Origin of the sequence: Nocardioides mangrovi (assembly GCF_020073815.1) — a bacterium.
Classification (GTDB): Bacteria; Actinomycetota; Actinomycetes; order Propionibacteriales; family Nocardioidaceae; genus Nocardioides; species Nocardioides mangrovi.
The window spans coordinates 117,567-130,632 of record NZ_JAIQZJ010000014.1; the positions used below are offsets into that span (position 1 = coordinate 117,567).

At 68.5% G+C, this 13,066-nt stretch carries 10 protein-coding genes; all 10 read left to right on the top strand.

Going from position 1 to position 13,066, the window contains the following annotated elements; genetic code table 11:
- Positions 1–4: 4 nt before the first annotated feature.
- The 10 genes from K8U61_RS20340 (at position 5) to rpoB (ending at position 12,987) form a co-directional block, all read left to right on the top strand.
- Positions 5–832 carry an MlaE family ABC transporter permease gene (locus tag K8U61_RS20340; RefSeq protein WP_224124889.1) on the top strand — a complete coding sequence of 276 codons (828 nt, stop codon included), beginning with the start codon at positions 5–7 and terminating at the stop codon, positions 830–832.
- Positions 829–2,097 (top strand): MCE family protein, encoded by a 1,269-nt coding sequence (locus K8U61_RS20345; RefSeq protein WP_224124890.1) that lies wholly within the window; start codon positions 829–831, stop codon positions 2,095–2,097. Before K8U61_RS20340 ends, K8U61_RS20345 begins: the two co-directional genes overlap by 4 nt.
- Positions 2,094–3,128, top strand: a complete 1,035-nt coding sequence (locus K8U61_RS20350) for an MCE family protein (protein ID WP_224124891.1) — start codon at positions 2,094–2,096, stop codon at positions 3,126–3,128. Before K8U61_RS20345 ends, K8U61_RS20350 begins: the two co-directional genes overlap by 4 nt.
- A 7-nt stretch (positions 3,129–3,135) precedes the next feature.
- Positions 3,136–4,104, top strand: a complete 969-nt coding sequence (locus K8U61_RS20355; RefSeq protein WP_224124892.1) for an MCE family protein — start codon at positions 3,136–3,138, stop codon at positions 4,102–4,104.
- Between the two features lies 1 nt (position 4,105).
- Complete coding sequence (locus K8U61_RS20360; RefSeq protein ID WP_224124893.1) at positions 4,106–5,242, top strand: MCE family protein; 1,137 nt, start codon at positions 4,106–4,108, stop codon at positions 5,240–5,242.
- Positions 5,239–6,669 (top strand): MCE family protein, encoded by a 1,431-nt coding sequence (locus tag K8U61_RS20365; protein ID WP_224124894.1) that lies wholly within the window; start codon positions 5,239–5,241, stop codon positions 6,667–6,669. The genes K8U61_RS20360 and K8U61_RS20365 overlap by 4 nt, the downstream gene beginning before the upstream one ends.
- On the top strand, positions 6,666–7,949 hold the full coding sequence (locus tag K8U61_RS20370) for an MCE family protein (protein WP_224124895.1): 1,284 nt from the start codon (positions 6,666–6,668) through the stop codon (positions 7,947–7,949). Before K8U61_RS20365 ends, K8U61_RS20370 begins: the two co-directional genes overlap by 4 nt.
- A complete protein-coding gene (locus K8U61_RS20375; protein WP_224124896.1) occupies positions 7,946–8,551 on the top strand; it encodes a hypothetical protein in 606 nt (201 codons plus the stop codon). Before K8U61_RS20370 ends, K8U61_RS20375 begins: the two co-directional genes overlap by 4 nt.
- Positions 8,548–9,312: a J domain-containing protein gene (locus K8U61_RS20380; protein ID WP_224124897.1), complete on the top strand. Its 765-nt coding sequence runs from the start codon at positions 8,548–8,550 to the stop codon at positions 9,310–9,312. The genes K8U61_RS20375 and K8U61_RS20380 overlap by 4 nt, the downstream gene beginning before the upstream one ends.
- Before the next feature lie 210 nt (positions 9,313–9,522).
- Positions 9,523–12,987 carry a DNA-directed RNA polymerase subunit beta gene (rpoB, locus tag K8U61_RS20385; RefSeq protein ID WP_224124898.1) on the top strand — a complete coding sequence of 1,155 codons (3,465 nt, stop codon included), beginning with the start codon at positions 9,523–9,525 and terminating at the stop codon, positions 12,985–12,987.
- Positions 12,988–13,066 lie beyond the last annotated feature (79 nt).

The following is a 13,066-nucleotide window of genomic DNA, read 5'->3' on the forward strand; positions in this document are numbered from 1 at the left end:
CGTCATGGCCAACATCCGCGCCGTCTACGACCGGCCCGCCCGCTTCCTCGACGACCTCGGCGCCGAGCTCCTCTTCTTCATCAAGGCCCTCGCCTGGACCCCCCGGACGATCCGCCGCTACAAGAAGGAGATCCTCCGCATCCTGGCCGAGGTCACCCTCGGCTCGGGCGCGCTCGCCGTCATCGGCGGCACCGTCGGCGTCATCACCGCGATGTGCTTCTTCACCGGCACCGAGGTGGGGCTCCAGGGGTACGCCGCGCTCGACCAGCTGGGCACCGCCGCGCTGTCGGGCTTCGTCTCGGCCTACTTCAACACCCGTGAGATCGCTCCGGTGGTCGCCGGCATCGCCCTCGCCGCGACCGTCGGCTGCGGCTTCACCGCACAGCTCGGTGCGATGCGGATCTCCGAGGAGGTCGACGCCCTCGAGGTGATGGCGATCCCGTCGCTGCCCTTCCTGGTGACGACCCGCATCATCGGCGGCCTGATCGCGATCGTCCCGCTCTACGTGGTCGGCCTGCTGGCGTCGTACTTCGCGACGAGGCTGACCGTCACGCAGTTCTTCGGGCAGAGCACCGGCACCTACGACCACTACTTCAACACGTTCCTGCCGCCCGGTGACGTGCTGTGGTCCTTCGGCAAGGTGCTCGTCTTCGCGGTCGCGGTCATCCTGATCCACTGCTACCACGGCTACAACGCCTCCGGCGGTCCCGCCGGCGTCGGCGTCGCGGTCGGCAAGGCGGTCCGCACGAGCATCGTCGCCATCAACGTCATCGACCTCTTCCTCTCGATGGCGATCTGGGGCGCCTCGACGACGGTGAGGCTCGCCGGATGAGGTTCAAGCTCCTCGGCGTGGTCTTCCTGTGCCTGCTCCTGGCAGGCGTCTACCTCACCTACGCCGTCTTCACGAAGAAGTTCGCCTCCTACGACAAGGTGACCCTGGAGACCTCGACGATCGGGCTCCAGCTGCCCAACCGCGCCGACGTGAAGATCCGCGGCGTCATCGTCGGCGAGGTGCTCGGCTTCGAGCCCACCGACGACGGGGCCGACGTCACCCTCGGCATCTACCCCGACCAGCTCGACACGATCCCGGCCGACGTCAGCGGCTCGATCGTGCCCAAGACCCTGTTCGGCGAGAAGTACGTCTCGCTGGTCGTCCCCGACGACCCGGGCACCGGCCACCTCGAGGCCGGCCAGACGATCGAGAAGACCGCGGTCTCCGTCGAGGTCGAGAAGGTCCTCTCCGACCTCTACCCCCTGCTGCGCACCGTCCAGCCCGCCGAGATCAACCAGACGCTCAACGCGCTCTCGACCGCGCTGGAGGGCCGGGGCAAGGAGCTGGGCGACAACATCGAGACGCTCAACAGCTACCTCAAGCGGATCAACCCGCAGATCCCGCAGCTCATCGACGACCTCCGCCTCACCGCGCAGGTCTCCGACACCTACGCCGACGTGATGCCGCAGATCGCCCAGATCATCGACGACACCGTGACCACGACCGGCACCCTCGAGGACCGCGAGGACCAGCTGCACGCGCTCTTCCAGGACGTCTCGTCCTTCTCCGACACCGCCCGCGACTTCCTCGACGACAACGGCGACAACATCATCCGGCTCGGCCAGGTCAGCCAGCAGCAGCTGAGGGTCTTCGCGAAGTACTCCCCGGAGTTCTCATGCCTGACCAAGGGCATCGTCAACGCCGGCAAGCTCCAGGCCGAGGCGTTCCGCGGCTTCACGCTGCACATCGTCCTCGAGACGCTGCCGCACCAGCCGCGCGCCTACAACGCCAACGACAAGCCGCACTTCGGCGAGGACCGCGGCCCCAGCTGCCTGCACCTGCCCAACCCGCCGTGGAACCAGTCCAACCCGGTGCGCCACCAGCCCAACTTCGACGACGGCGTCGACGAGCCGACCGGCAAGGGCACCGACCGGGTCGCGCCCAACCAGTTCTTCCGCACCGGCCCGGTCGGCAGCGAGAAGGAGGCCGACGTCCTGCGGTCGCTGCTCGGCCCGGTGCTCGGCGTCAGCGACGCGGACGTGCCCGACCTCGGCCTGCTCCTGGTCGGCCCGATGGCACGGGGAGCGAAGGTGTCGCTGCGATGAAGCTCCTCGACAAGCGGACCACGTCCGACCTGGTGAAGCTGCTGATCTTCATCCTCGTCACCACGCTGGCGACCGGCGTCCTGGTCGTCATGATCGGCAACATCTCCTTCGCGCCGAAGACCGAGTACAAAGCGGTCTTCGCCGACGCGACCGGCGTCGTGAAGGGTGACGACATCCGGATCGCGGGCGTCAAGGTCGGCACCGTCAAGAACGTCTCGATCGTCGACCGGACCCGCGCGCTGGTGACCTTCGACGTCGACGACACCACCTCGCTGACCAAGGCGACGCACGCGACGATCCGCTACCGGAACCTCGTCGGCCAGCGCTACATCGCCCTCGACGACACCATCGGCGACGACGCCGTGCTGGAGTCGGGCGACACGATCCCGATCTCCCAGACCTCCCCGGCGCTCGACCTCACCGTGCTCTTCAACGGGTTCAAGCCGCTCTTCCAGGCGCTGAGCCCGGCGGACATCAACAAGCTCTCCTACGAGATCGTCCAGGTCTTCCAGGGCGAGGGCGGCACGCTCGAGGGGCTGCTCGCCCACACCGCCTCGGTCACCTCGACCCTGGCCGACCGCGACCAGGTGATCGGCGAGCTGATCGACAACCTCAACCAGGTCCTGGACCACATCGGCGACCGCGACGACCAGCTCAGCGACCTGATCACGACGTTCCGCACCTTCGTCGGAGGGCTCAAGGACGACCGCCACGCGATCCTCGGGTCGCTCGACCAGATCTCGGACCTCTCGGTGCAGACCGCCGACCTGGTGTCCGGCATCCGCGAGCCGTTCGTCGACGACATCAAGCAGCTGCGCCGGGTCGCCGGCTACCTCGACCGCGGCAAGTCCGAGCTCGACCGGGCCCTGCAGGTGCTCCCGATCAAGCTCAACAAGGTCGGCCGCACCGCGACGTACGGCTCGTGGTTCAACTTCTACCTCTGCCACTTCCAGGGCCGGGTCCGGCTGCCGGGCGGCCGGTCCGTGCCGGTGGACTACAGCGCTGGCAGCGACAGGTGTGATCTGGGGTGAGCGAGCGATGAGCACCTCCTTCCGCGAGAAGAACCCGGTCGTGATCGGGGCGGTCAGCCTCGCCGTCATCGCACTGCTGGTGATGGCGGCGTTCCGGGCGCAGGACCTCCCGCTGATCGGCGGGGGCGACACCTACTACGCGGCGTTCTCCGAGTCCGGCGGCCTCAAGGCCGACGACGAGGTCCGGATCGCCGGCGTGCGGGTCGGGAAGGTCGAGAGCGTCGAGCTCGAGGGCGACCACGTCCGCGTGGCCTTCCGGGTCGACACCGACTCCGACTTCGGCAGCGACACCCGCGCCGCGATCAAGGTGAAGACGCTGCTCGGTGCCATGTACCTCGCGCTCGAGCCGGCCGGCGACGACCAGCTCTCCGCCGGGTCGGAGATCCCGGTCGACCACACCAGCTCGCCGTACGACGTCGTCGACGCGTTCTCCGGGCTGGCCGAGACCTCCGAGCGGATCGACACCGACCAGCTCGCCAAGTCGCTCACGACGCTGGCCGACCTGACCCGCAACACCCCGGAGGAGTTCCGCAAGGCCCTCGACGGGGTCTCCCGCCTCTCCTCGAACATCGCCGCGCGCGACGACCAGATCAACACCCTGCTCAAGAACCTCGACCGCGTCTCGACCGTGCTCGACGACCGCGACCAGGACATCGTCGGCCTGATGAAGGACTCCGACGTGCTCTTCCGTGCGCTCGTCGCTCGGCGCGACGCCGTGCACAACCTGCTGGTCTCCACGAGCAGGCTCTCCCAGGAGCTGACGACCCTGATCGAGCAGAGCCGCGACGACCTCAAGCCCGCCCTCGACCACCTGCACAACGTGCTCGAGGTGCTCAACAAGAACGAGGACAACCTGGACAACAGCCTGCGGCTGATGGCGCCGTTCTACCGGGTCTTCGCGAGCACGCTCGGCAACGGCCCGTGGTTCGACACCTACATCCAGAACATGCCTCCGGCCCCGCAGGTGGGTGGCTGACATGGCGATCCTCAAGCGCGTCGTCGTCCCGGCCGTGATCGCGCTGCTCCTCGTGGCGGCGGCGTTCACGATGTTCCGCAGCGACGACACCAAGACCCTCACCGCCCACTTCCCGCGGACCGTCTCGGTCTACGAGGGTAGCGACGTCCGCGTGCTCGGCGTCCCGATCGGCCACGTCGACACGGTGACCCCGTCCGGGACCGACGTCGTGGTGACCATGTCCTACGACGCGGACGTGAAGATCCCCGCGAACGCCAAGGCGGCGATCGTCGCGCCGTCGATCGTCGGTGACCGCTTCATCCAGCTCACGCCCGTCTACCAGGGCGGCGAGCAGCTCGCCGACGGCGCGACCCTGTCGGAGGACAAGACCGCCGTCCCGCTCGAGCTCGACCAGATCTACACCAGCCTCGACGACCTCACCGTCGCGCTCGGCCCGACCGGCGCCAACCAGGACGGCGCCCTGTCGGACCTGCTCGAGACCACGGCGGAGAACTTCGGCGGCCAGGGGGCGAAGTTCCACCAGACCATCCAGGACTTCGGCAAGCTGAGCCAGACCCTCGACGACAACAAGGACGAGCTGTTCGGGTCCGCCCGCAAGCTCGAGGGCTTCATCAACACGCTCGCGACGAAGGACAAGACCGTCCGCCGCTTCAACCAGTCGCTCTCCGACGTGTCCTCGATGCTCTCCGGCGAGCGGCAGGAGCTGTCCGCGTCGCTGAAGAACCTGGCGACCGCCCTCGGGCAGGTCTCCTCGTTCGTGAAGGAGAACAAGGAGGCCCTGGGCGAGAACATCTCCGGTCTCGACCGGGTCTCGAAGGTGCTGGTCAAGCGCCGTGGTGAGCTCGACCAGATCCTCGACAACGCCCCGCTGGCGCTCAACAACCTGGCCCTCACCTACAACCCGGAGGCCGGCACCCTCGACACCAACGCCAACCTCGGCAACGTCGTGGACCAGGTGCAGTCCGACCCCTCGCTCTTCCTGTGCACCGTCCTCGGCGAGGAGGACCCGTCCGGCGCGCTGTGCGACCTCGTCAAGCAGGCACTGCCGCGGCCCGCCGCGCTGAAGAAGGGCGGCTCCGCGACGCCGGCGAACTTCGACGCGAGCCTGGGCGGACTCGTGGAGGGGGACGACCGATGACGCCCACGAAGCTCCTCCGCGCCCTCGTGGCCGTGCTCGCCGGTGCGCTGCTGCTCACCGGCTGCGACTTCGACGTCTACAAGCTGCCGCTCCCGGGCGGCACCGATGTCGGTTCCGACCCGATCACGGTGACCGCGGAGTTCCACGACGTGCTCGACCTCGTGCCGAAGTCGACGGTGAAGGTCAACGACGTGAGCGTGGGTGAGGTGACCGACGTCGACCTCGACGGCGAGCACGCCACCGTCACGATGAAGCTGCGCAAGGACGTCGACCTCCCGGCCAACGCGATCGCCGAGATCCGGCAGACCAGCCTGCTCGGCGAGAAGTTCGTCTCGCTCTCCCCGCCCACCGACGGGACGCCGGAGGGCACGCTCGCGGACGGCGCCGACATCCCGCTCGACCGCACGGGCCGCAACCCGGAGGTCGAGGAGGTGCTCGGCGCGCTGAGCCTGCTCCTCAACGGCGGTGGCGTCGCGCAGCTCAAGACGATCGCAGACGAGGTCAACAAGGCGCTCGACGGGCACGAGGACGCCGCCCGGTCGGTGCTCACCCAGATCGCCGACTTCATGACCCAGCTCGACGACCACAAGCAGGACATCGTCGACGCGATCGACTCCGTCAACCGGCTCGCCCGGTCCACCCGCGAGCAGGAGGACTCCATCGACTCGGCCCTCGACGAGCTGCCGAGCGCGCTGACCTCGCTGGACCAGCAGCGGGCCGACCTGGTCAAGATGCTCAAGTCCCTCGACCACCTCGGCGACGTCGGGGTCCGCGTGATCAGCGCGTCCAAGGACGCCACCATCGAGTCGCTGCGCCAGCTCAACCCGGTGCTGACCGAGCTCGGCAACGCGGGCGACGACTTCGTGAAGTCGTTCAACGTCTTCCTCACCTACCCGTTCGTCGACGAGGTCGTGGGCCGGGACCCGCAGGTGGCCCGCAACCTGCACATGGGCGACTACACCAACCTCTCCATCGAGCTCGACGTCGACCTCTCCGGCGGCGTCACCGGGGCGCCGACCGAGCTGCCGACCCTGCTGCCCGGTGACCTCGACCCGACCAAGCTGGTCGACCGGGTCACCAAGTGCATCCGCAGCGGCGACATCACCAGCAAGCCCTGCACCAAGCTGCTCAAGACCGTCCAGGGCCTCAACAAGCTCAAGGAGAAGTGCCTGAAGAAGAAGGCGAGCAAGACCGTCGTCTGCCAGGCGCTCAACCAGCTGCCCGGCCTGCCCGACGTGCCGGGGGTCGGTGACGCCCTCGGCCAGGTCCCGATCGTCGGTGACCTGCTCGGCCTCGGCCGTCCGGCCACCGGCCAGACGCAGGCCGCCGGGAAGCAGGGCCACGGCCCGACCATGGGCCAGCTCAGCCGCGCCTTCGACCCGGCGCTCGTCCAGCTCCTCGTCCCGGGGATGGTGACCCAGCGATGATCACCCGCCGCACCCGCATCCAGCTGCTGATCTTCGTGGCCATCACGCTGCTCGGCGTCAGCTACGTCGGTGCCCGCTACGCGCGGCTCGACCGGGTCTTCCTCGACGACCACTACACCGTGGTCGCCCACTTCCAGCAGTCCGGCGGCATGTTCGCGGGCGGCGAGGTGTCCTACCGGGGCGTCCAGGTCGGCCAGGTGGGGAAGATGGAGCTGACCGACGACGGCGTCGACATCTACCTCGACATCGACAACAGCCACCAGGACATCCCCGCGGACACGCTCGCGGTGGTGGCCAACCGGTCGGCGGTGGGCGAGCAGTTCGTCGACCTCCAGCCCAAGACCGACTCCGCGCCGTACCTCGGCGAGGACTCGCAGATCCCGATGGCCGACACCCGCACCCCACTGCCCACCGAGAAGTTCCTCGCCGACCTCTCCGACACCGTCAGCTCGGTCGACCGGCAGGCGCTCTCGACGACCGTCGGGGAGCTCGGCAAGGCCTTCGGCGGCACCGGGCAGGACCTCCAACGGATCATCGACACCGGCAACGCCTTCATCAAGGAGGCGGACAAGAACTTCGACGTCACGACCTCGCTGATCCGCGACAGCAACACCGTGCTCCGCACCCAGGTCGACTCGGCGAGCGCGATCCGCAACTTCGCCAGCCAGCTGAGCCTCTTCAGCGGCTCCCTGGCGGGCTCGGACAAGGCGCTGCGGCAGGTGATCGACGAGGGCTCCGCCACCGCCAACCAGCTGCGCACCTTCCTCGAGGACAACCGCGTCGACCTCGCCGACCTGATCAACAACCTGGTCACCACCGGCGACGTCATCGTCAAGCACCTCGACGGCATCGCGCAGATCCTGGTGGTCTACCCGTACGTCGTCGAGGGCGGCTTCACCGTCGTGTCGAAGTCGCCGGACACCGGCCTGTACGACGCGCACTTCGGCCTGATCCTGACCAACAACCCGGTCTGCCACCAGGGCTACGAGGGCACCGACACGCGGCCGCCGAGCGACGGCAGCAACCGGCCGATGAACACCAAGGCCGGGTGCACCGAGCCGATCACCGAGAGCAACGCCCGCGGCCCCCAGAACCTCGACCGGGCCGGTGCGTCCTACCGCGCCCCGGTCGCGTCGTACGACCCGGAGACCGGGAAGCTGCACTGGGGGTCGAAGGTGGATTCAGCGGAGGCCCAGCCGGGAACGCTGGCACCGCAGAGCCTGGGAGAGGAGGGGTGGAAGTGGCTGTATCTCCAGCCGTTGACCGCGAGCCGGAGGTGACCGAGTCCGCACCGGTCGTCACCGCGCCGACCGAGGAGCGCCGTTCGGGCGTCTTCCGGATCGCGCTGCTAGGCGTGCTGGTCCTCGCCCTGCTCGCGTCCGCGGGGGTGCTCGTCTGGCTGCTCGCCGACCGGCGTGGCACCGCCGACGCGACGCAGTCCGAGCGCGAGGCCGTGATGTCCCGCACCGACCAGTTCGTGCTCCGCGTCAACACCTTCGGCCCCAACGACCTCGACGCCCAGGACAAGCTCACGACCTACCAGCAGCAGGTCGAGGACGTGATCACCCCGAAGTTCGCCAGCGACTTCGAGAGCGACGGGCTGCCGGTCGCCGAGCAGCTCGTCGGCAGGGCCGGCTACGGCCGGGTCGCGAAGGTCCTCGGCACCGGCGTCGAGTCGATCGACTCCGACTCCGCGACCGTCATCGTCGCCGCCACCCTGACCGCCAGCTACCCCGACCCGAAGCACCCGAACGACGCCGACAAGCGGGTCGACGCCGAGGCCGACGTGCTGCGGTGGGTGGTCGACCTGGTCCACACCGACGGGAAGTGGCTGGTCGACGGCTACAGCCCGGTCTCCAGCGGATCGGGGGACGGCCAGTGAGCGCCCCGACCCCGAGCTGGTACGACCTGCTGGGCGTCTCCCCGGACGCATCCGCGGACGAGATCCGCGCCGCCTGGCGCTCCCGGATCGCCGACCTCGACCCGACCGACCGACGCTTCGCGGTGCTCAACCAGGCCGCCGAGGTGCTGCTCGACCCCCAGGCACGGACGGCGTACGACGCCGAGCTCGCGCCGGAGCCGGAGCCGAAGCCGGCGCCGGTCACCGCGGGGGAGACGCCGCCGACCCCGCCGACGGTGTCGGCCGCGGCTCCGCGCCGTCGACCCGGCGTGCCGGGCTGGGTGCTCGCCACGGTGGCCGCGCTGACCCTCGTCGTCGCCGGCGCGGCGGTCGCGGTGGCGGCCACACAGCCCTCGGACCGCTCCGTCGAGGACGGCACCGAGGCCGCCCGCGCGGCGGCCGAGCGGGCGGTCGGGCCGGTCCTGTCCTACGACGCCAAGCACCTCGACGAGTCCAAGGCCGCTGCCGAGCCCTACCTCACCGGCGACTACCAGGAGCAGTACGACAAGCTCTTCGACGGGGTGATCGCGCAGAACGCCCCGTCGACCGGCACCGTGCTCAAGGCCGAGGCGCTCCGGTCCGGGATCGTGCGGTCCGGCGACGACCGGGTGCAGGTCTTCGTGCTGGTCAACCAGACCCGCACCAACAAGGCGAGCAAGCAGCCGGTCGTCTACAAGAACTGGGTCACCGTGACCATGCAGAAGGTCGACGGCGACTGGCTCGTCGCGGGAATGGACACCTGATCCTGTGCGGTTCTGCTTGACCTGACCGGCTCCGGCGTTCATGATCGTCGCCAGAACGGCTCCGAGGCCTGAGATCGGGGTTTGTGACGCGCGCGTGCGTGGGGTAGCCTAGTTCTTTGCGTCTGCCCTCAAATGCTCTCCAGCCTGCCCGGTGGCTGTGGTTGTGGTGGGCCGACGCCGATCTCCAGCGTCATCGTCGAAGGACACCTCTTGGCCGCGCGCACCAGCTCTGGTAACTCCCGCCGCATCTCTTTCGCAAAGATCACCGAACCCCTCGAAGTCCCCAAGCTCCTCTCTCTCCAGACCGACAGCTTCGACTGGCTGGTCGGCAACGAGGTCTGGCAGGCCGACGTGCAGCGTCGCCTGGAGGCTGGCGAGGACGTCTCCCAGAAGTCCGGTCTGACCGAGATCTTCGAGGAGATCTCCCCGATCGAGGACTTCTCCGAGACCATGTCGCTCTCGTTCGAGAACCCGGTCTTCTACGACCCGAAGTACTCCGTGGACGAGTGCAAGGAGAAGGACTTCACCTACTCCGCCCCGCTCTACGTCTCCGCCGAGTTCACCAACAACGACACCGGTGAGATCAAGGGCCAGACGGTCTTCATGGGCGACTTCCCGCTCATGACCGACAAGGGCACCTTCATCATCAACGGCACCGAGCGCGTCGTCGTCTCGCAGCTCGTCCGGTCGCCGGGCGTCTACTTCGAGCGCACCGCCGACAAGACGTCCGACAAGGACATCTACACCGCCAAGCTGATCCCGTCGCGGGGCGCCTGGCTGGAGTTCGAGATCGACAAGCGCGACATGGTCGGCGTCCGCCTCGACCGCAAGCGCAAGCAGAACGTCACGGTGCTGCTCAAGGCCCTCGGCTGGACCAACGAGCAGATCCGCGAGGAGTTCGGCGAGTACGAGTCGATGATGCTCACCCTGGAGAAGGACCACACCCAGAACCAGGACGAGGCGCTGCTCGACATCTACCGCAAGCTCCGTCCGGGCGAGCCGCCGACGCGTGAGGCCGCGCAGACGCTGCTGAACAACTACTACTTCAACCCCAAGCGCTACGACCTCGCCAAGGTCGGTCGCTACAAGGTCAACAAGAAGCTGGGCCTCACCGAGGCGTTCGACCAGCAGACGCTGACCGTCGACGACGTCGTCGCCGCCATCCGCTACATCGTGGCGCTGCACGACGGCCGCGAGCAGGTCGAGGCGCCCCAGGGCACCCTCGACATCTCGGCCGACGACATCGACCACTTCGGCAACCGCCGCATGCGGACCGTGGGCGAGCTGATCCAGAACCAGCTCCGCACCGGCCTGGCCCGCATGGAGCGCGTGGTCCGCGAGCGGATGACGACCCAGGACGTCGAGGCGATCACGCCGCAGTCCCTCATCAACATCCGTCCGGTCGTGGCGGCGCTGAAGGAGTTCTTCGGCACCTCCCAGCTCTCGCAGTTCATGGACCAGACCAACCCGATCGCGGGCCTGACGCACAAGCGTCGTCTCTCGGCCCTCGGCCCCGGTGGTCTGTCCCGCGACCGCGCCGGCATGGAGGTCCGTGACGTCCACCCGTCGCACTACGGCCGCATGTGCCCGATCGAGACGCCGGAAGGCCCGAACATCGGCCTGATCGGCTCGCTCGCCTCCTACGGTCGGATCAACCCGTTCGGGTTCGTCGAGACGCCGTACCGGAAGGTCGAGAAGGGCAAGGTCACCGACAAGATCGACTACCTGACCGCCGACGACGAGGACCGCTACGTCATCGCGCAGGCCAACGCCGCGCTCGACGACAAGGGCCGGTTCGTCGAGGAGCGGGTGCTGGTCCGCCAGCGCGACGGCGAGGTCTCCGAGGTGCCGGCCGACGAGGTCGACTACATGGACGTCTCGCCGCGCCAGATGGTGTCGGTCGCGACCGCGTTGATCCCGTTCCTCGAGCACGACGACGCCAACCGCGCGCTCATGGGTGCCAACATGCAGCGCCAGGCCGTGCCGCTCATCAAGAGCGACGCGCCGCTGGTCGGCACCGGCATCGAGTACCGCGCCGCGGTCGACGCCGGTGACGTGGTCACCGCGTCCGCCGCCGGCGTCGTCAAGGAGGTCTCCGCCGACGTCATCGAGACGATGAACGACGACGGGTCCTACTCGACGTACAAGCTGTCGAAGTTCCGCCGCTCCAACCAGGGCACCTGCATCAACCAGCGCCCGCTGGTCTCCGAGGGTGACCGGGTCGAGATCGGCTCGCCGATCGCCGACGGTCCCTGCACCGACGACGCCGAGATGGCGCTGGGCACCAACCTGCTGGTGGCGTTCATGCCGTGGCAGGGCCACAACTACGAGGACGCGATCATCCTCAGCCAGCGCCTGGTGCAGGAGGACATCCTCACCTCGATCCACATCGAGGAGCACGAGGTCGACGCCCGCGACACCAAGCTCGGCCCCGAGGAGATCACCCGGGACATCCCGAACGTCTCCGAGGAGATGCTGGCCGACCTCGACGAGCGCGGCATCATCCGCATCGGTGCCGAGGTCAACACCGGCGACGTCCTGGTCGGCAAGGTCACCCCGAAGGGCGAGACCGAGCTGACCCCCGAGGAGCGCCTGCTCCGCGCGATCTTCGGTGAGAAGGCGCGCGAGGTGCGCGACACCTCGATGAAGGTCCCGCACGGTGAGTCCGGCACGGTCATCGGCGTCCGGGTCTTCGACCGCGAGGACGGCGACGAGCTGCCCCCGGGCGTCAACCAGCTGGTCCGCGTCTACGTCGCCCAGAAGCGCAAGATCTCGGTGGGCGACAAGCTCGCCGGTCGCCACGGCAACAAGGGCGTCATCGCGAAGATCCTACCGATCGAGGACATGCCGTTCATGGAGGACGGCACCCCGGTCGACGTGATCCTCAACCCGCTGGGTGTCCCGCGGCGGATGAACATCGGCCAGATCCTCGAGCTCCACCTGGGCTGGCTGGCGAAGCAGGGCTGGGACCTCAACCTCTCCGACGACGCCAAGGACTCGGACTGGAAGCAGCGCCTGATCAAGATCCACGCGGACAAGGCCGAGCCGAACACCCGGGTCGCGACCCCGGTCTTCGACGGCGCCCGCGAGGACGAGATCACCGGCCTGCTCGGTGCGACGATCCCCAACCGCGACGGCGTGCGGATGATCAACGAGACCGGCAAGGCCGACCTGTTCGACGGCCGCTCCGGCGAGCCGTTCCCGGACCCGGTCTCGGTCGGCTACATGTACATCCTCAAGCTGCACCACCTCGTGGACGACAAGATCCACGCCCGCAGCACCGGCCCCTACTCGATGATCACGCAGCAGCCGCTGGGCGGTAAGGCCCAGTTCGGTGGCCAGCGGTTCGGCGAGATGGAGGTCTGGGCGATGGAGGCGTACGGCGCCGCCTACGCCCTCCAGGAGCTGCTGACGATCAAGTCCGACGACGTCCCCGGACGCGTCAAGGTCTACGAGGCGATCGTGAAGGGCGAGAACATCCCCGACTCGGGCATCCCCGAGTCGTTCAAGGTGCTCGTCAAGGAGATGCAGTCGCTCTGCCTGAACGTCGAGGTGCTCAGCCAGGACGGCTCGCAGATCGAGCTCCGTGACGCGGAGGAGGACGTCTTCCGCGCCGCCGAGGAGCTCGGCATCGACCTGTCCCGTCGCGAGCCCAGCTCGGTCGAAGAGGTGTGAGTCGCGGGGGGGGGGGGGGGCGGGCCCCCCCCCCCCCCCCCCCCCGACCACTGAACAGAAAGTAAGACGGGGTGGGGGC